We start from the raw sequence: 19,291 nt of genomic DNA, 5'->3' as shown, positions 1-19,291 counted from the left end.
TAATACAATTTAATATTTAAACCAAGAAAAACGTCCTCAAAATGAGAACGTCTTTCTTAAAATAATAAAATTTAAATATGAATTTATGCTTTAACGTAGGCATCATCATGTACGCTTGCAACTGCTCTTCCAGAAGGGTCGTTCATGTTTTTGAAAGCTTCATCCCACTCCAAAGCAATTTTTGTACTACAAGCCACACTTGCTTCCTGAGGCACGCATAATGCTGCTGCATCACTTGGAAAATGTTCTGCAAAAATAGAACGGTAATAATATTCTTCTTTTGAAGCCGGAGTTTGTAACGGAAATTTATATTTCGCGTTTGCCAGTTGTTCATCAGAAACTTCTCTTCCTACCACTTCTTTCAAAGTATCAATCCAGCTATATCCAACACCGTCAGAAAACTGTTCTTTTTGTCTCCATGCCACACTTTCAGGAAGCATATCTTCAAAAGCTTTACGAACCACCCATTTTTCCATCGGGCGCTCTTTGTTGATCATTTTATCTTGTGGGTTGATGCGCATTGCAACATCCATAAATTCTTTATCTAAAAATGGCACACGCCCTTCAATTCCCCACGCTGCTAAACTTTTGTTGGCGCGCAAACAATCGTACATATGAAGTTTACCTAATTTACGAACGTTTTCTTCATGAAACTCTCTGGCGTTTGGCGCTTTGTGGAAATATAAATATCCTCCAAATAACTCATCTGCACCTTCACCTGAAAGAACCATTTTGATTCCCATTGATTTGATAACTCTCGCCATTAACCACATCGGTGTTGAAGCTCTAACGGTAGTTACATCATACGTTTCCAGGTTATAAATTACATCACGAACAGCATCTAAACCTTCCTGAATTGTAAATTTAATTTCGTGGTGAATGGTCCCAATATGATCGGCCACTTTTCTTGCTGCTGCCAAATCCGGAGAACCTTCTAATCCAACTGAAAAAGAGTGCAATTGCGGATACCATGCATCTGTAGTATCGTCAGACTCAATACGTTTTTGAGCAAACTTTTTGGCTACAGCCGAAGTAATAGACGAGTCTAAACCTCCTGAAAGTAAAACTCCATAAGGCACATCACTCATTAATTGTCTGTGAACTGCAGCTTCAAGCGCTTTTTTGATTTCAGGAATACTGGTTTCATTATCTTTTACTGCATCATATTCTGTCCAGTCTCTTTTATACCATTGTACAAACTCACCATCTTTGCTTGTCATGTAATGTCCCGGAGGAAATAATTCGATTTTTGTGCAATATCCTTCCAAAGCTTTTAATTCAGAAGCTACATAAAAAGTTCCGTGCTGATCCCAACCAATATATAATGGAATAATTCCCATGTGGTCACGAGCAATAAAATACTCATCTTTATCGACATCGTAAATGGCAAATCCAAAAATTCCGTTCATCTCATCAATAAAATGAGGTCCTTTTTCTTTGTATAATGCTAAAATAACCTCACAGTCACTTTCTGTTTGAAAGTTATATTTTCCTTCAAATTGTTTTCGCAATTCTCTGTGGTTGTAGATTTCACCATTTGCAGCCAGAACCAATTTTTTATCTTCTGTAAACAAAGGCTGTTTTCCTGAAGCAGGGTCTACAATTGCCAAACGCTCGTGAGATAAGATAGCTTTTTCATTGCTGTAAATTCCGCTCCAGTCTGGTCCGCGGTGGCGAATGATTTTAGACATTTCTAACACTTGAGGTCTTAACGTTTCAGCTTTTTGCTTTAGATCGAAGGCACATACGATTCCACACATAATTATATATTTTTATTGTAAATTTTATTTTGATAAGGCAAAGATGTAATAATGGTTATAATTACAAAACACAAAACCTAATTTCGGTTACAATTTAAAACCATAAACTCATTTTTACATATAAACTGTAAAATTTTAGCAGTAAAAATTGGGTTGAAATTGAAAATTTTAATTTTGAAGGATAAAGAAGGATAAGATTGAAGGTTTGTGCAATAATTTTAAGCAGCTTGTTTGTCATCCTGACGAAGGAAGGATCACACTACAAACTCTGCAAACAAAGTCGCTAATTATTGTCGGATTTCTTATGTGATCCTTCCTTCGTCAGGATGATAAAAATAGGCTCTCGCATTATTCAACACTCTCAATAGTATAATGTGTTTTATTAATTTCAAATTGAAAACCAACCTTATTTCCCATTAAGTGAGTGCCAAGTGGTGATTGCGGAGAAAGTGCAATTACATTAATACCATCAATAGTTATTTTAGGAAGTGCAACACTCACATACAAATAAATTCCGTTTGCTTTTACCAAACTTCCTGAAATAATATTTTCTGTTGTTTTTGAAGAGTCAATTTTATCTAAAATGGCTTTTTGAGAAATTGCTTCTTTTAGTTTATTGGTAAGTTTTTCCTGTTCAATATGCATCATCGACAGAGCGGTTTCGTGCTTGTCGCCGGCAGAACCTTTTGCATCATTTTTAGAATCTTCAGTCAGGTTTGTAATCATGTCCCTAAAAACATCAATTCGATCCTGAACCATTTGTAAGTAATGCGTATGTATTTTTTGCTTAAATTCCATAGTATTTTTGCCACAAAGACGCTAAGTCGCAAAGATCGTAAAAAAAAAGCAAGCCACGAATTCACGAATAAATATTAATTTAGTTCATGAATTTGTGGCTAAAAACTTTAGACTTAGCACCTTTGTGGCAAATAAATTAAAAGTCGAATTTATAATTTGCCCCGCCTAAAACCTGAAATCCTTGTACCGGGTAATTCAGCCATTTCTCATAAGCCTGATTTCCTATATTATTAAGTTTTAAAAAGAAAGTCAGACGTTCATTAAATTTATATCCCAAATGTGCATTGGCATCAAAGTAGCTTTTTAAATTTATTACAGTTGCACTTGGCGAAATATCCAAATTGGTCTGCATATCTTTACGTTCTCCTACATAAAAAACATTCACACCGGCAAACCATTGTTTTGTAATATTAACATCAAGATTAGAACTTAATTTCATAGTCGGTAAATTCCAGGCTTCTTGAGGTCCGTCATTTTTGTAACTATTAAAAGTTCCGTTGATTCCAAAACTGACATTTTCAGAAAAATCAGCTTTTAGTTCACCATAAAAACGTAACGTTCTTACATCCTGATACACCACACCAAAAGAGTTTCCGTAAGCATAATTTTGATTTAACAAATCTTCTGTATAATCATTACTCTTAAACAATGCCTTATCTTTTTCATTTAGATAAGAACCCATTAGATTATAACTTATATTGTTGGCCAGCTTTCCTTTTAAACCTGCAAAAACATTATATTGAGTACTGGACGGTCTCATGTTGAGTGTTGGAGACAAAAATGGATTTTCTGTTACAAAATCGGCATACGAATTTTGGTTCAATGCTCCATTTACTCCAGTGTAAAAAATCATTAAGTCACCAACCAGTTTATAAGAAGCATTTACTTTTGGGTAAAAATAAAATTTGTTTCCGCTATTTTCAGAATCCAGACCATAATAAATACCGGCTCCCAATTCCAGAGTCCAGTCATTTTCCAGAATTACAAAACTTGGTTCAATTCCAAAATTGGTAAGGCTGTAATCTAAAGGCTTTGTATTATCATTAAAATAATTACGTTCAAAAGAACCGCTTACGTGATCTACAATAATATTGGTGTTTATAGACTGGTCCATTACATCAACTTTAAAAGAAGGCTTGACATAAAAACGATTTTCAGACGAAGAAAAATTATCAGAAAAATGGGTAAATCGTGTAGCAATTTTATTAAAAACGCTTTCAGTAAAATCAATATGCCCACCTAACGAAATTGTGTTGTAAGAGTGATTAGGATTTATTTTATTCACTAAGTCAAAACGGTCATCAAGAGGCAAAGTGGCACCAAAATCAGCAGGCAAACCGTACCAGTTATATATTTGATTCTGATAGCCCAAATCGACAGCCCATGATATATCACGGTTATTTTGTCCATAACCGATATTCAGACCTGTATCGTAAAATTCATCATTTAGTTCTACATCTTTTATTCCACCCTGAGACGAATGATGACGAAACATTCCTGACAGATAATCATTATTTCCTAAATCCTGTGTTACAAATAATTCAGCATTAAGAGTAGCATAATTTCCAACTCCCAATGTAGCATAATTACTAAATAAACGGTCTTGTTTTGATTTTTCAACACCTGCTGCTTTTCCTTTTGAAGGGGTAAAAGTTGAGGCAACAGGAACCGACAAAATACTATATTTAATAGTTTCTTTTGGCTGATTTCCTGAGTCGTCAAGCGAAGGAGTTTCTTTAACCTTAAAAGCATCCGAAATTGTTGGCGAATATGGTTTTACAACATTTACTGTTTCTGTTCCGATGCTTTCTTCCTTCTTTACTTGTGCAGATGAAAGCTGAAAAACAAACAGCAAAATCAAAATAATGGTTTTATTCTGGAAATTAATTTTCATATTTATTTTATTTGAGAGTATAGAGAAGAATATAGAAAATCGACTTTGCCTATGTTCTGATTCTTTCAAACTCTTTGTTTTTTATTCTAAAATCTATATTCTATTTTCTTTATTCTATTTTCTAAAAATCTGGTTTTATTCCTAATTAACTTTCCCACTCTCCTTTGGCCACAAACTGTGCGTTTCCACCTATTTTAATGTCAAAATCATTGTCAGTTAATTTTCCTTTAAAATGAATCTGCGACGGGCGGTTTATATAATCCCCCTGATAATTTATTAATTCAAATTCAGGTTTATGATATTTTAACAGAAAAGCCTGAAGACAGGTACTGGCACTTCCGGTTGCAGCATCTTCAACCAATTGATTATGTTCTACGCACAACATTCTGCTAAAAACTTTTGAACCTTCCAGATAGTAAAAATATAGCCCTCTGTGACTGGTTTTGCAATGCTGTTTCAGCCATTCATCTGTTTTATCTTTGTCTAAAACCAAATTTTCAAGCGCTCTTTTACTACTTAACCCAACCATAACAAAAGCACTTCCGGTTGTTACTTCCTGTATTGGAAACTGATTTTCAAAATCGCTTACTTCCAGATTACTAAAAAATGTAAAATCGACTTTCGAAAAAGTGTCCCAAAATTTCGGCTGTGCTGCTTTTAGCCAAATTAAATCTCCAGATTTATGAATCGCAATTGGACCAATAGGAACTTCCAGTTTAATCTCATTAGGTGAATTAAAAATCTTATTCATCAAAACCCAAGAAGTTCCAATAATGGGATGACCCGCAAATTGCATTTCATTGGCCGGAGTAAATATTTTAATTTCAGCGCTATTGTTTTCTTTGTCAAGCCTGGTAATAAAAGTGCTTTCGGCAAAATTAATTTCGCGTGCAATCTGCTGCATTTCTTCTGAACTCAATTTTTCTGCTTCTAAAAAAACCGCCAGCTGATTTCCTGAGTATTTTTTATCGGTAAAAACATCAATTATATAAAAAGGTAAACTCATTTCTTTTTTCTTTTTTTTTAGAATTATAGAGCAAAGAATAAAGAAAATAGACTTTCAATCTTTGTTTTCTGTTTTTTTAGAGTAAGAAAGAATCAAGAAATTGACTTTTTTAAATCTTTTCTCTTTCATCCTGCATCTATTTTCTTTATTCTATTCTCTATTCTCTTTATTCTTATTTTGTGATTGACGAATTGGTTTTTGATTCTTCTAATTTAATTGCGCTTAACTCTTTTCTCGCTTCTTCAACTACATCCGGATAATCTGTAAAATTGTTTATTACATTGTCTAAAATGTAAGTTGCCTGATAACTGTCTTTTAATCCGTAAAAGTTTTTTGCCATCAAAACCAAACTCTTTGCTCCGTAATATTTATAGGCTGAATAATTTTTGGCTAATTTTTGAACTGCAATGTTAGAGGCATCGTACTTGCCTTCTTTGGTTTTAAAATAAGCGTCATAATACAATGCTTCTGCCGCCAATTCTCCTTTGGATGTTGCCAATAATTTTGCATATGCCGCTTTTGCTTTCTCTTCGTTTCCGGTCTGCATTGCTGCACGAGCTACGATAATTTGAGCATCTGCTTTTACGTTTGCATCTGCTTTTTGGTTTTGCAATACCTTATCTGCGTAAATAACCGAGTTGTTATAATCTTTTTTATCATAATAGCACTTCATCAAATTTGCCTGTGCAAAGTTTTGATTTTGAAATGAATCAGATTCTTCGCTTAAGCGAACTAAAACCGGAACTGCTTTATCGCAATCTTTTGCTTTCAAAAATATCTGAGCTAATTTGTTTAATGATTGCTCTGTAAATTCGTTCCTTGGCTGATCTATTACATATTGGTAATTAGCAGCAGCTTTATTTTCTGAACCTTCTGCATAGTATAATTGTGCTAAATAATAATTGGCTTCAAGCGCATGAATTCCTGTCGGAAATTTGCTTATATATCCTGTAAAACCTGTAATGGCAACTTTGCTGTTATTTTGACTGTATTGTTTAAAAGCTCCTTCGTAAGTATCATTATCGAGTTCTGCGTCTGTTACAGCAACAAAATCCAAAGTTCGTACCCATGAAGCATATTCATCCACTTTTCCTGAATCAACATAAATTAATCTTGCGGTAGAAACGGCCTCTAATGCTTCGGGAGTTTTCGGAAATTCAGCAGCTACTTTTTTAAACTTTACTAATGCCTGATCATCGCGATCTGTATTGTAATAAATTAAACCTTGCTTTAGGATTGATTTTGAGGTAAATGGACCATTTTTAAACTCAGCAATCAGCTGATCATAGGTTTTTATAGCCTGATCATTTTTCTTTTGGGCTACATAAGTATTTCCTAATTCATACAATGCATCATCTCTGTAAGATGATTTTTTATACATCAAAAGAAAATTATTCAGCTCCTCAATTTTTTTGTCATTTCTGGACATAAATCCGTACGAAAGCGCTTTTTGATATTGTGCATAATCGGCATCAACTCCTTTTGCATCCATTGCTTTTGCGTAAGCTTCCATCGCCGGGCCATATTTTGCGTTTACAAAACGACAATCCCCCAAACGCAAATATGAATCGTTTAAGCGAACTTTATCTTCTTTTGAATTATCAATTTGTGCCTGAAAATAATTTCCGGCCTGATCGTATTCCTTTAGTTTAAAATAAGTATAAGCAATGTTATAATTAATGTTTTTATATTCATCAGTAGCTTTTGCTGCAGCCAAACCTGCAAATTGTTTATAGCTAATTAATGCTGACTGAAAATCATCGGTAACATATTCTGATTCTGCTTTCCAGAAAGTGGCACGAGCGGTAAAATCAGGGTCTTTTTGTTCTTTTACGGCACTGTTGAACATTTTTAGTGCTTCTGTATAATTTGTATCATTGTATAATTCTAACCCTCTGTAAAAAAGCACTTTTTGGTACGCTAATTTATTTTCGGGAGTTCTGTTTTTTTCTAATAAAACCAGCGCTTCTTTGTAGTTTTTAGATGAAATATAAGAATCGACCAATAATTTTTCTACTTCAGCCCTGCTTGAATTATTTGGGTATTTTTTTAAGAAATCAAGTAAAATTCCCGGAACAGTTTGATAGGCATTACCAATTTCGTAACTCAGTTTAGCATAATTTAAAGCAGCATCTTCCTGGATTTGTGCATTGAAATCCATTTCTGAAGCGTTTTTGAATGCGTTCAGTGCTTCTTGTTTTTTGCCCGTGTTTAAGTAACTCAGACCCAAATGATAATAGGCATTTTGAGCCACAAAATCTTTTCCTTCAATAATTTTATTAAATTGAGAAATGGCTTTTTCATACTCTTTTTGCTCATAATAAGCATATCCCAATTGATAGAAATCAGTATTATTCCATTTTCCTTTTCGGCCTGCATATTGCTCTAAATACGGAATCGCTTTACCGTATTGTTTTAGGTTGAAATAACTTTCTCCAATAATTTTATTCAATTCTGATTTTTCAAGTTCATTTGATTTGCTCATGGCAGCCTGCCCTAAATCGATTGCTTTTTGAAAATTCCCTAATTTAAAATTCATATCAGCCTGAAAATACGAAAGCTTTTCTTTGTATTTTTCTTCGCCCGAGACTTCATCAAAATATTTGGTAGCTTCTTTATAATCGTCACCTTCATAAGCCATGAAACCTAAATAATATTTGGCTTGCGAACCAAATTCCGGCGAATTAACAACTTTATTAAAATAAGTTGTAGCTTCCTTTTTCTTTTTGGCATTAAAATAACTGTAACCTTTTTGGAAATTAAATTTATCCAAATCAGATTTACTCATATAGCTTTCATCTACTCTATCAAACCACTGCAGGGCTTTTGGATAATTTCCCTGCTCGAAGAAAAAATGAGCCACTTCTATGTAAGCCTGATTTTGTTTTGTACTTGTTGGGTACTCCTCAACGAACTTCTCCATCAGGGCATCAGCATTTGGCTGATTGGTCCTGATAGCACAGTTTGCAATGTAATAAGCGCAGTCAGACTTCACTTCTTCAGTCGTTGCATTGTTTTTTACATACTCAAAAATATGTTGTGCCGAAGCGTACTGTTTGTCATTATATAAAGCCAGTGCTTTGTCAAAATCCTTTAAGTCGTAAGTATATATAGCTGATTTTTGTGCCGAAACCATGGTCGAAAAAAGGACAATTTGCAATAAAAAGAACCAGGAAAGTTTACGCATTTTAATTATGTTTAGTATTCAAATTTATCATTTTATACCGTTTATAACGAAACGTTTTGGGCTTTTATTATGAACATTTTTTTTAATAGTTGTTATTTTACCGCATTGTGAGCCACAAATTATTGGTACTCAAACTATCAAAACAAATATTTCACTACCTTGTAGTGTAATCTATGGGTATGTTTTCATTTTTTTGCAAAGAGTTTAGGTTGCATCCCTTATTGGGTTTGGTTTTTATGATGCTTTTTTGAAAGATTTTCTTTAGAAATCATTGAAATTTATTTTGAATCCACCCGTTATCTTATTACTTTTACCATTCAAATCAATTTATTATGTCACAAACCGTACTATCTCTTAAGGAAGTCACTATATATCAAGAAGGAAGAAAAATTATCTCTCATATTAATTTAGATGTTCAACATGGTGAGTTCATCTATATTATCGGAAAAACAGGTTCCGGAAAAAGTACTTTTTTAAAAACTTTATATGCCGATTTGCCTTTAACAGAAGGTGAAGCCCACATAGTTGAATTTGATTTGGCAACTTTAAAAGAAAAAGACATTCCCTACCTGAGACGTAAAATCGGAATTGTATTTCAGGATTTCAAACTACTTCCCGACCGTTCTGTTAAAGACAACATGCTTTTTGTTCTGAGAGCAACAGGCTGGACAGAAAAAGACGCTATGGAACACAAAATCGATGAAGTTTTGGATAAGGTAGGAATGAAAGAATTCGTAAACAAAATGCCTCATCAGCTTTCAGGTGGTGAGCAACAGCGTGTTGCGATTGCAAGAGCTTTACTTAATGATCCTGAGTTTATTCTTGCAGATGAGCCAACGGGAAATCTTGACCCGCAGACCAGTTCAGAAGTTTTAGAGGTATTAAAAACAATTAATGCAAATGGTAAAACCGTTATCATGGCAACCCATGATTATGCTTTATTGATGAAATTTCCGTCTAAGACATTAAAATGTGAGGACGAAAGAATTTTTGAGGTTGTGCAACGCAGCGTATAATGCTTTCTATTTTAATTCCTGTTTATAATTATAATGTTTTTACACTTGTCGAAACATTGTATTATCAGGTTTTGAAATGTAATATTCCTTTTGAGATTGTTTGTTTGGATGATGCTTCCGATGTTTTTTTGCCTGAGAATCAGAAAATAAATCAATTTAAAAATTCCACATATTCTGTTTTAGAAAAGAATATCGGCCGAAGTGCTATTCGGAATTTATTGGCAAAAAAGGCAATTTATGAAAATCTGCTTTTTCTGGATGCAGATACAATTCCGGTTCATGACAAATTTATTTCTAACTATATCTCACATATAAACGCTAGTGAAAAAGTTGTTTATGGCGGTATTTTATATAAGACCTCAAAACCTTCGGCAAATGAACTTCTGAGATGGATTTATGGTAAAAAAAGAGAAGCTTTACATGTTTCGGACCGGAAAAAAAATCCGCATCTCTCGTTTTTGACTTTGAACTTTTTAATTAAAAAAAGTCTTTTTTCTACTGTAACTTTTAATGAAAACATTCCGAATCTAAGACATGAAGACACTTTGTTTTCGTATGAATTAATGCAAAATAAAATTGAAATTATTCACATCAAAAACCCTGTTTATCATTTAGGAATTGAGGATAGCAAAACATTTTTGAAAAAATCTGAAGAAGCAGTTGTTGGATTAAAAAACTTAGTCGATTCTAATTTAATTTCTTCTGACTATGTAAAACTTTCGCACTACTTTCAAATCATAAAAAAATATAATCTTCAATCTATAATTGCTTTTGGATTCAAAATAATAAGACCTTTGTTTTTGAAGCAATTACTGGGCAAAAAACCGTCTCTGTTTATTTTTGATATTTATCGTTTGGGCTATTATTGTACTTTGAAGAAATATGCAAAATGAGTCTTAAAAAATCTTTATTCAATCTTGGTTTCGTTTTGTTTATTCTTATTTTTTTTTTAAATCCTGAAATACATCATCCCAAATTTGCATTATTATTTCAATGTCATATTGTTCAGCGCTTTTAAATGCTTTTTCGCCTAATTCAACACGCAAACTTTTATTATCAATCAAAAGCTCCAGCTTTTCTAAAAATAAACTTTCATTTTCATCTTCAATAAGAAATCCGTTTTCATTATTTTTAATAATTGCATTTGGACCATTCGGGCAGTCATAAACAACGCAGGCTAATCCGGAACTTATTGCTTCAATAAGTGCCATAGGAAATGACTCTGAGCGTGAAGTCATTAAAAAAACCGAAGCGTTTTGATAACTCTCTTGTATGTTAACTACAGGAGCAATAAAATTTACACTATTTGAGATTTCAAGGTTTACCGCCATCTTTTGATATGTCATATCAGTATTCCACTCTCCATATATATCAAGACTCCAATCTGGGTGTTTTTCTACAATTTTTTTCCATATTAATAATAATCTATCCAGACCTTTTTCATAACTATGTCTGCTGATTGCTATAGCTTTTTTATTTTCTAAATTTGATTTATGTAGTAAAGAAAAGCTTCTTGGATTTGGGATTATTTTACAATTATTAATATCCCATTCACTGGCTGCTTCGTTTGTTAATACAATAAATTTATCGATTTTCTTAAATGTAATCTTTTTAAAAAAATGAACAACTACAAATCTTAACGCATTTAAAAATCCTTTGTTTATTACTTTTTTCAGGTAAGCAGAGACATGAGTTTCAAAAACTATTGGCTTTTTAACTTTTATCATCCAAGGGATAAAAACCGAGAGAACGGAATCACAAAAAACTACAACATCAGGATTTGTTTGAGAAACACTTTTTTTAATCAAACTCCTATAACGCCATAAAAACAGCAGTTTGTTTTTTGATTGAGTAATTTTAAACCATTTAATTTTGGGATTAAATTCATAAAAAAAATCCGAAGAATTATTATTTACTGTCAGGATACAGATTTCATAATTCAACTTATCAATTAAATAATCTGTTTTTAAGGAAATAACTCTAGCAATTCCTCCTGAGTTTGTTATATCCGGAGTTATGTATAAAATTTTCATTTCTTTAGGGTCAGGAATTCATTAAAATCTCTTACATAATCATCCTCATCATAAATTGTTGACGCTAACACTAAACAAACTGCTCCCGAAGAAAAATTTTCCAATTCTCTCCATGTATTATTTTTTATCAGAAGTCCTTTATTCGGCTTATTTAATGTCACTTTCTCAACTGAATTTCCATCTTTAAGAATGACATCAAAACTTCCGGATATAGCAATCAGAATTTGTTGTAATTTTTTGTGTGAATGCCCTCCACGAGTTGCATTACTTGGAATATCATAAAGATAGTATACTCTTTTTATCTCAAAAGGAACTACATCATTTTCAATAATACCAAGGTTGCCTAACCTGTTTTCAATAGAAGGAATGTCAATCAAATCTATATGCATAATTAAATTTTCTAATTAAATTTCATTAATTCCAGCCATTTTTTACCTATCAAATCCAGATCCAGATGTTGTACGCTTTGCAAAGAATTGCTTTTACAATAATCATATAATGCTTTATCAATCATAAATAAGTTCATCGCTTCGGTTAATTTGTCTCTATTTTGATTTTCTACAAGCAAACCATTCTCTCTATTTAAAATAATTTCTTTTGGTCCTGACTGACAGTCAAAAGCTACTACTGGCGTAGAACAAGCTAATGATTCAACCAATACATTTGGAAATCCTTCATTCTTACTGGATAAAACTGTAAAAAAAGCATTTTTATAATACGGAAATGGATTTTCAATTTTACCTTTGAATGTGATTAAATGTTCTAAATGAAGTTTCCTTACATATTGTTCTAATTTACTTCTTAAAGTTCCTTCTCCAATAATAATCAATTTTATATTTTCATTTACTAAATTGGATTTAGAATAACAATCTATTAATGCATCAAACTGTTTTACATTACTTTCCATGTTTCCAACTGCCAGAATATAGTGATTTAAAACCGGAACTTCGTCTTTTACCAACTGTCTGTTTACATATTCAAAATCAATAGGATTATAAATTGTTTCTACATTAAAATATTTATGATCCAGGATTATTTTCTTTCTAATTTCATGAGATACTCCCAGTATTTTATAGTAATGTGAATATATGTTCTTTGCTATAAATTTATTTTTAGGAAAATATAAATCAATCATATAACTATGAACAATTTGTATTAAAGGAGAAGAGAAAATATATTTAGAAATGAAATATTCCTGTAAATTATAGTTTTTGACTCTAGTATCAATTATAAAATCAAACTTATTTTTTTTAAAAAAAGTTATAAGAAAATAAAATCTTTTAAGTTTATTTAAAAAATCATTGTTCGCATTCTTTAATTTTCCAAAATTTATAAGCTTTCCCGCGTACTCATATTCTACTTTATCCAAAACAATTACATGACAAACATCAATATTATTTCGCTCAAAAAAAACAGACAATAATCCGGAACAGCGCTCTGCACCACCTCCGGCAAGCTGATCAGAAACAATACAAACACGGGGCTTTTGCTTGGTTGATTTGCGCATTTTTGACTATTTTAGCAACAAATATAACATTAATGAAGATTTTACTTGTTGGAGAATATAGTTTATTGCATAATTCCTTAAAAAAGGGATTGATTGAACTGGGACATGAAGTAATTCTTATTGGCAACAGTAACGGATACAGATCCTACCCTGTTGATTATGACCATGAAGCAAAATTTCTAACAAAAAAAATCTTTCTAATTCCACGAAAAATCTTATTTCGCTTATTTAAGTTTGATATAGTTGGTTTAGAATATGGATTTCGTTTTTATTTACATTTATCAAAATTAAAAAACTTTGATATTGTTCAATTTGTAAATGAAGCTCCGATAAAAACATTTAAATCTCTGGAATACTTTTTTATAAAAAAAATATTCTACTCTAATAAAAAGAGCTTTGTTTTATCAGCAGGTATTGACTATTTAACTTTAAAATTTTACATGGAAAATAAAAGTTACAAGTCGTTAATGATACCTTTTTTTGATAATCCAAAATTAAAAGAACATATACATTTCTTTGATTATTTTAGTAAAAGACATATTAAAATCCATGATTTTATCACAGCTCATTTTAACGGATTAATAGCGACAGATTTTGATTATGTTGAAGCCAATAAAAAAAGCCGCATTTATAAAGGTTTTATACCGTACCCAATTGATATTACTAAATTAAAATCTGAGCCATTATTAATCACAAAAAAAGTAATTATTTTTCTTGGAATAAGTAGATACAGTTACCATCAAAAAGGAATTCTCTATTTTGAAAAAGCTTTAGATTTGGTTAAGAAAAAGTATAATGAGAAAGTTGAAATAATTATTGCCAATACAATTCCCTATCCTGAATACATAAATCTTTATAATAAAGCTCATATTCTTTTAGATCAGTGTACTTCTCAAGATCAGGGTTTTAATGCACTTGAAGCAATGGCGAAAGGCAAAGTAGTCTTTACGGGTGCTGAAAATGATTTTACAAATTACTATAAAATCTCAGACAAAGTATGTGTAAATGCTCTTCCTGATGTAGATTATTTATTTCAGGAATTATCTTTTTTAATTGAAAACCCTGAAGAAATAATAGCTATTGGGAAACGTGCAGCAACATTTGTACAAAAAGAACATAATTATATAAAAATTGCTGAAAAATATTTAGAAACCTGGGCAAAGAATTGATTAATTTTTAATCTTTTTTCAACTTCAAAAATACCTCCCAAACCTCATTTAATTCTTTTATTTTTAATAGCCAGCAGGTAAACAAATAACTTATCACTCCAAGTACACCTCCAAAAAGCAATTGATATATTAGATTATTTATAAAGCAAGACAACGCAAATACTAAAATTGCCATTACTATTGTTGCAAAAAAAACTGGTAACATATCTTTTAATTGATGTAGTGGGCCATAACCATATAACTTACCCGGAATATAGGCATTTACAACAAAAAAAAGAGCTGATGTAAAAACATGTCCAATTACTATAGCTTTTACTCCCAAAGGAATTGTAATTACCATCACTAAAACTGTTATAGGCAGTTTAGATAAATCAACTTTAAAATATAAATCAGAACGTCCAACAGCATTCAATAAATTTAAATTCATAGTACTCAAAGGAAGAAAAATACGTGAAAAAACCAGCCATTGTAAAAGTGGAATTAGACCAATCCATTTGTCAGTAAGTAACAGAACTACGATTGGTTTAGCAAGCAAAGCGATAAGAGTCATAATTGGAACAATAAAAAAAGCCGACATACGAATCATTCTACTGCAAATAGAAATTAACTTCTCTGTGTCATGCTGTACAGATGTAAGTATTGGAAATGTGGCTTGCTGCAAAACACTAACAATTGTACCTGCAGATATATCTGCCAAGCTTTTAGCTCTTGTATAATATCCTAATGAAGCAGTAGAATAAAATTTTCCCAAACTAATATTATAAATATTATTTAGTAATTGAGCGTAGAGACCAGCCATTAAAAGTTTTGAACCATAGCCAAATAAAGATTTAAAAGATTTTTGAGAAAAAGCAATAGAAGGTCTCCAATTACTTAAAAACCATAAAGAAACTGACGAAGCCAGAGAACTCACAAGCATTTGAATCACTAATGACCAAACTCCAAATTCATTTGCAGCAGCAATTATACCACATAATCCTCCTGTAATCATTCCAATTATGTTGCTTTTTCCTATGGATTTAAAGTCAATTGCAATTGTTAATTTGGTTCTTTGAACTATTCCTATAGCATTTAAAAACAAGGTTAAACTCAAAATTCTGGTCAGATCCGTTAAGCGTGGCTGTTCAAAAAAAGAGGAAATAAAAGGTGCTAGCAAAAATAAAACCAAATAAAAAAAGCAGCTTACAATTAAATTATATACGAACAGAGTCGAAAAGTCAATATCCGATCTAGATTGACGCTGAATCAAACCTGTGCCTAGTCCACTTTCAATAAACGTTTGTGATATGGCTATAAAAATGTATAACATTCCTATCAATCCAAAATCTTCCGGCAGTAAAATCCGGGCAAGCAATACACTCACAATAAATTGCCCGATTTGAACAGCAAACTTATCAACTGCTGACCAAAAAATTCCTTTTGTTGCAACGGATTTTAGAGAGGCATTGTGCATGTATATAAATTATTTATATATTAAATTATAATGATGATTCTGTTTTTTTCTGCTAAAACCCAGATACTTTAAACTCTATGGTATTAAAAGATTTGGCCTTCTAAATAATCTAATATGTTTTCTGATGCAGTGAGTTTGTTTTTTGGAATCAAATTGTTATGCACAAAACTATTACGTTCTTCTTTCATACAATCGTTTTCATTCAACACAACATTTTCAATAAAATCTACTAATTGTTTTTTATTCCTGGATTGATAATGTGCATTTACTGCTTTTTCTCCAAAAACATTCCAATGCTCCATAACTGATTCATTTCTAACCATAAAAAGTGTTGGTTTTCCAGTAACAAGATATTCTGCCATAAATGAGCCGCAATCGTGAATTAACGCATCTGACGTTAAGAAAAGATCTATATATTCTCCATTTTCACATTGCCCATTTTTTAGGTTCATCCATTTATTATAATAAATATCCGTTTTTTCCTTTCCCCAATATTCTTGTTCTAATTTAATTCTTAGTAAATGATGTGGTTTAAATGCAATTTGTATCTTATCGCTGTACTTATCAGCTAATTCTAAAAAGAAATCATAATATTCTAAAAAATTTGCGACTTTATTCCACTCTGCTATTGCATGATGTGGTGCCCATATAATCTTTTTCAGACGAGAACTTGTATTTTTCCAAACAGCATTGTTTGGCTTTGTATTAATCAATAATTGATCAAATCCCGGATAACCTGTTAATACATTATTTCTTCCTTTATTTTTTTGTTTTTGTAATGCTATTTCATTGTGAATGGGAGTTTCAGAAAAAATTTTCCAAACAAGATTGTGGAATTTTAAATTATAGATAAAATCATAATTAACTGTCATGATTGCATACGGTACATAACAGGTTAATGTATCTGAAAACTGTTTTATATAGTACCTATAATCCTGAAGGCCTTCATATGGATTTGTAAAAAAGATTATATCCAGTGAAAATGTTTTTTTTATATCCAGATATTCTCCCTTTTCGTTATCATATGTTTTGATAATATTATAGCCTTTCTTTTTAAATGCATCATATGTTTTATTCATTTCAAACAACATATTTTCCATACCAAAATTTACGGCAGGACAAACAAACACTATAGGCTCGAATCTGGGATGTTTGAGCATTAAGTCATAAAGAACATTATATTTCCAAACAGATTCATGAATCAAAAAGAAAGCAACTTTAATTTTTTCTTTTTTTTTGACAACTTGAAGTGCTTTTTGATGCTTTTTTTTTGCTTTGCCAATTAAATACAAATCATACAACTCTCTTAAATGTGTGAAATTATAAATTTTAATAAGCGAAATCCAAATTTTTTCTGGTACATATCTCTTGATAACTAATTTTAATTCTGTCATTTTACCTATTTCAAATTAATATCGATTTAAAATCTCAATAACAAACCCAACCTCGTCATCAGTTAAAACAGGACTAATAGGCAAACTCAAAACTTCATCATGAATTTTTTCTGTTATGGGAAACGATAAATTATTCCAGCCTGAAAATGCCTTTTGTTTGTGCGGCGGAATGGGATAATGAATGACAGTCTGAATATCGTTTTGAGCTAAATACTCTTGTAATGCTGCTCTATTTTCTGTTCTGATTACAAATAAATGAAATACATGATTGCTCGAAAAATTCCAAAATGGCAATATGATTTTCTCATTTTTAATTTCAGAAAGATAGCGTTTTGCAATTGCGCGGCGTTTATCGTTATCAGCATCCAGATTTGGTAATTTCAGGTTCAAAAATGCTGCCTGCAACTCATCTAATCTTGAATTTACACCAATATATTGGTTATGATATTTTTTTTCTGAACCATAATTACGAAGCGCTAAAATAACTTTTGACAACTCATAATCATTTGTGACAATAGCGCCGCCATCGCCCAAAGCACCTAAATTTTTCCCCGGGTAAAAACTATAAGCACTTGCCGATTTTAAATTGCTGAATGTTCCGTGAGCCTGTGCAGCATCTTCTATAACCAACAAATTATATTCCTCTGCAATTGCATTGATTTCATCCATTTCCGCCAATTGTCCATACAAATGAACTGGTAAAACTGCTTTTGTTTTAGAAGTAATTTTTTTTCGGATTAAATCAGGATTTATGTTGTAAGTCTCGAGTCTTGGTTCAACTAAAACCGGAACAAGGCCTGCTTCTAAAACTGCTAAAATACTGGCGATATAGGTATTGGCAGGAACTATAACTTCATCTCCTTTTTTGAGTTTTCCTAACTGAATATAACCTTTGAAGATTAATGTTAAAGCATCTAAGCCATTTCCTACTCCTATGCAATATTTAGCATTACAATATGCTGCAAAAGCTTTTTCAAATGTTTCTGTTTCCTTTCCTAAAATATACCAGCCATTATTCAAAACCGTTTTCAGTTTTTCCTGAAAAGCGTTTTCGTAAGGTTGATTTATTTTTTTTAGATCTAGGAAGGAAATCATATAAAAACATTATTTAAAAGAGGATAATTGGACGTTTCAACTTCATAAAAATCATGGACAATTGTACCGGCGCCAAAACTTTCTTTCCAGTAAGACAATCCCTCATTTAGGTTTTTTCCCTGATTTTCATTAGAGATTCCAAAATCAAAAAAACGCTTTTTAGCAAATCTTTCCTGAATTAAATATTGAAATAAAAAGTCAAGGGCTCCTAAATTATTTTCATCTTCATTTTTGGAAATATACTGACAATGGGCAACTGTTTCTGTTTCAAAAACAGTCGTTCCTGCTATTATCTTATCTTCAAAATAAACATTGAACTGATGAATATTTTGAGGAAAAAGAGATTGTAAACGGCTTATTTCTTCTATCGAATGAACTGGTTTTGCGTTGTGTCTTTTATAAAGATTCGGAATTAAAATTTTATCCCAAAAAGATTCAAAATTATTTTCTTCTTTAATAATCAGTTCCTTTGAAGCTGCTTTTTTAAAATTTCTCTTTCTAATTTTTGAAAGATTGTTGCTCTGAGACAAATCAATTACAGAAAGTGAATCTCTCCGAATCAATTTTGCTTCTGCTAAAAACAAACTGTATAAAATTTCCTCTGCAGGTTTGAGATTATAAATTGACGGCAGTATTTTGATATTTAATTTGGAAATTTTATTCTCATTCAAAAAAATCAAAACAGACTTAAAAATTTCAATTATGGAACTCTGTCGGGCCAAATCATTATAAACCAAATTTCCATACGTAAGTCCCTGATGCGAATGTACTGAATTTCCATGCTTATTGGCCGGTATAACAGCGACTAACTTCTGATTTTCAAAAATTAAAAGAGAAAAATCATCAAAACGGTCTTTGTGATATTCCATAAAATTACGGTGAAACAAAAACGTTGCATTTTTGGCCTGACCGATAAAATCGTTCCAAATTGCGAAATCTTTTTGTTCGTATTTTTTTACGGTAAATTTAGTCATCCTGA

At 31.7% G+C, this 19,291-nt stretch carries 15 protein-coding genes; 3 read left to right on the top strand and 12 right to left on the bottom strand.

Features of this window, described 5'->3' with window-relative positions:
• Positions 1 to 83: 83 nt before the first annotated feature.
• The 5 genes from asnB to JOD96_RS06725 all read right to left on the bottom strand — a co-directional run bounded on the left by asnB (position 84) and on the right by JOD96_RS06725 (position 8,645).
• A complete protein-coding gene (asnB, locus tag JOD96_RS06745) occupies positions 84 to 1,760 on the bottom strand; it encodes an asparagine synthase B (protein WP_209563510.1) in 1,677 nt (558 codons plus the stop codon).
• A 348-nt stretch (positions 1,761 to 2,108) separates the two neighbouring features.
• Positions 2,109 to 2,558 (bottom strand): hypothetical protein, encoded by a 450-nt coding sequence (locus JOD96_RS06740; RefSeq protein ID WP_209563509.1) that lies wholly within the window; start codon positions 2,556 to 2,558, stop codon positions 2,109 to 2,111.
• 136 nt (positions 2,559 to 2,694) lie between these two features.
• A complete protein-coding gene (locus JOD96_RS06735; protein WP_209563508.1) occupies positions 2,695 to 4,452 on the bottom strand; it encodes a TonB-dependent receptor in 1,758 nt (585 codons plus the stop codon).
• A 145-nt stretch (positions 4,453 to 4,597) separates the two neighbouring features.
• Entirely contained in the window at positions 4,598 to 5,458 is an 861-nt protein-coding gene (locus tag JOD96_RS06730; protein WP_209563507.1) for a PhzF family phenazine biosynthesis protein, read from the bottom strand.
• A gap of 172 nt (positions 5,459 to 5,630) precedes the next feature.
• Positions 5,631 to 8,645 (bottom strand): tetratricopeptide repeat protein, encoded by a 3,015-nt coding sequence (locus JOD96_RS06725; RefSeq protein WP_209563506.1) that lies wholly within the window; start codon positions 8,643 to 8,645, stop codon positions 5,631 to 5,633.
• A gap of 332 nt (positions 8,646 to 8,977) precedes the next feature.
• Between JOD96_RS06725 and JOD96_RS06720 the strand changes: the two genes are divergently transcribed.
• Both JOD96_RS06720 and JOD96_RS06715 read left to right on the top strand, forming a co-directional pair.
• Positions 8,978 to 9,661: a cell division ATP-binding protein FtsE gene (locus JOD96_RS06720; protein ID WP_209563505.1), complete on the top strand. Its 684-nt coding sequence runs from the start codon at positions 8,978 to 8,980 to the stop codon at positions 9,659 to 9,661.
• A complete protein-coding gene (locus JOD96_RS06715) occupies positions 9,661 to 10,554 on the top strand; it encodes a glycosyltransferase family 2 protein (protein WP_209563504.1) in 894 nt (297 codons plus the stop codon). Before JOD96_RS06720 ends, JOD96_RS06715 begins: the two co-directional genes overlap by 1 nt.
• Before the next feature lie 45 nt (positions 10,555 to 10,599).
• Here JOD96_RS06715 and JOD96_RS06710 read toward each other — a convergent pair whose 3' ends face one another.
• The 3 genes from JOD96_RS06710 to JOD96_RS06700 are packed head-to-tail and all read right to left on the bottom strand — an operon-like array spanning position 10,600 to position 13,201.
• On the bottom strand, positions 10,600 to 11,694 hold the full coding sequence (locus tag JOD96_RS06710) for a glycosyltransferase (RefSeq protein ID WP_209563503.1): 1,095 nt from the start codon (positions 11,692 to 11,694) through the stop codon (positions 10,600 to 10,602).
• Positions 11,691 to 12,083 (bottom strand): sugar 3,4-ketoisomerase, encoded by a 393-nt coding sequence (locus JOD96_RS06705; protein ID WP_209563502.1) that lies wholly within the window; start codon positions 12,081 to 12,083, stop codon positions 11,691 to 11,693. The genes JOD96_RS06710 and JOD96_RS06705 overlap by 4 nt, the downstream gene beginning before the upstream one ends.
• An 11-nt stretch (positions 12,084 to 12,094) precedes the next feature.
• On the bottom strand, positions 12,095 to 13,201 hold the full coding sequence (locus tag JOD96_RS06700) for a glycosyltransferase (RefSeq protein ID WP_209563501.1): 1,107 nt from the start codon (positions 13,199 to 13,201) through the stop codon (positions 12,095 to 12,097).
• Between the two features lie 32 nt (positions 13,202 to 13,233).
• Between JOD96_RS06700 and JOD96_RS06695 the strand changes: the two genes are divergently transcribed.
• Entirely contained in the window at positions 13,234 to 14,370 is a 1,137-nt protein-coding gene (locus JOD96_RS06695) for a glycosyltransferase (RefSeq protein WP_209563500.1), read from the top strand.
• 7 nt (positions 14,371 to 14,377) lie between these two features.
• Here the strand turns inward: JOD96_RS06695 and JOD96_RS06690 are convergent, their stop codons facing one another.
• From JOD96_RS06690 to JOD96_RS06675, 4 genes are all read right to left on the bottom strand, one after another.
• The gene (locus tag JOD96_RS06690; protein ID WP_209563499.1) at positions 14,378 to 15,823 is read right to left on the bottom strand and encodes a lipopolysaccharide biosynthesis protein; all 1,446 of its coding nucleotides are present in this window, start codon (positions 15,821 to 15,823) and stop codon (positions 14,378 to 14,380) included.
• An 83-nt stretch (positions 15,824 to 15,906) separates the two neighbouring features.
• On the bottom strand, positions 15,907 to 17,217 hold the full coding sequence (locus JOD96_RS06685) for a CDP-glycerol glycerophosphotransferase family protein (protein WP_209563498.1): 1,311 nt from the start codon (positions 17,215 to 17,217) through the stop codon (positions 15,907 to 15,909).
• Between the two features lie 15 nt (positions 17,218 to 17,232).
• The gene (locus JOD96_RS06680) at positions 17,233 to 18,312 is read right to left on the bottom strand and encodes a DegT/DnrJ/EryC1/StrS family aminotransferase (RefSeq protein WP_209563497.1); all 1,080 of its coding nucleotides are present in this window, start codon (positions 18,310 to 18,312) and stop codon (positions 17,233 to 17,235) included.
• On the bottom strand, positions 18,309 to 19,286 hold the full coding sequence (locus JOD96_RS06675; RefSeq protein WP_209563496.1) for a GNAT family N-acetyltransferase: 978 nt from the start codon (positions 19,284 to 19,286) through the stop codon (positions 18,309 to 18,311). Before JOD96_RS06675 ends, JOD96_RS06680 begins: the two co-directional genes overlap by 4 nt.
• Positions 19,287 to 19,291 lie beyond the last annotated feature (5 nt).

The organism is Flavobacterium sp. 1355 (assembly GCF_017833415.1).
Taxonomy (GTDB): domain Bacteria; phylum Bacteroidota; class Bacteroidia; order Flavobacteriales; family Flavobacteriaceae; genus Flavobacterium.
This window is presented reverse-complemented; position numbering and strand designations above follow the sequence as displayed.

What these genes read in the sequence shown, in the direction of transcription:
- JOD96_RS06690 (WP_209563499.1), bottom strand. Translation starts at nt 15,823, where the DNA reads ATGCACAATGCCTCTCTAAAATCCGTTGCAACAAAAGGAATTTTTTGG.
- JOD96_RS06700 (WP_209563501.1), bottom strand. Translation starts at nt 13,201, where the DNA reads ATGCGCAAATCAACCAAGCAAAAGCCCCGTGTTTGTATTGTTTCTGAT.
- JOD96_RS06695 (WP_209563500.1), top strand. Translation starts at nt 13,234, where the DNA reads ATGAAGATTTTACTTGTTGGAGAATATAGTTTATTGCATAATTCCTTA.
- JOD96_RS06685 (WP_209563498.1), bottom strand. Translation starts at nt 17,217, where the DNA reads ATGACAGAATTAAAATTAGTTATCAAGAGATATGTACCAGAAAAAATT.
- JOD96_RS06720 (WP_209563505.1), top strand. Translation starts at nt 8,978, where the DNA reads ATGTCACAAACCGTACTATCTCTTAAGGAAGTCACTATATATCAAGAA.
- asnB (WP_209563510.1), bottom strand. Translation starts at nt 1,760, where the DNA reads ATGTGTGGAATCGTATGTGCCTTCGATCTAAAGCAAAAAGCTGAAACG.
- JOD96_RS06705 (WP_209563502.1), bottom strand. Translation starts at nt 12,083, where the DNA reads ATGCATATAGATTTGATTGACATTCCTTCTATTGAAAACAGGTTAGGC.
- JOD96_RS06680 (WP_209563497.1), bottom strand. Translation starts at nt 18,312, where the DNA reads ATGATTTCCTTCCTAGATCTAAAAAAAATAAATCAACCTTACGAAAAC.
- JOD96_RS06710 (WP_209563503.1), bottom strand. Translation starts at nt 11,694, where the DNA reads ATGAAAATTTTATACATAACTCCGGATATAACAAACTCAGGAGGAATT.
- JOD96_RS06715 (WP_209563504.1), top strand. Translation starts at nt 9,661, where the DNA reads ATGCTTTCTATTTTAATTCCTGTTTATAATTATAATGTTTTTACACTT.
- JOD96_RS06675 (WP_209563496.1), bottom strand. Translation starts at nt 19,286, where the DNA reads ATGACTAAATTTACCGTAAAAAAATACGAACAAAAAGATTTCGCAATT.
- JOD96_RS06735 (WP_209563508.1), bottom strand. Translation starts at nt 4,452, where the DNA reads ATGAAAATTAATTTCCAGAATAAAACCATTATTTTGATTTTGCTGTTT.
- JOD96_RS06740 (WP_209563509.1), bottom strand. Translation starts at nt 2,558, where the DNA reads ATGGAATTTAAGCAAAAAATACATACGCATTACTTACAAATGGTTCAG.
- JOD96_RS06725 (WP_209563506.1), bottom strand. Translation starts at nt 8,645, where the DNA reads ATGCGTAAACTTTCCTGGTTCTTTTTATTGCAAATTGTCCTTTTTTCG.
- JOD96_RS06730 (WP_209563507.1), bottom strand. Translation starts at nt 5,458, where the DNA reads ATGAGTTTACCTTTTTATATAATTGATGTTTTTACCGATAAAAAATAC.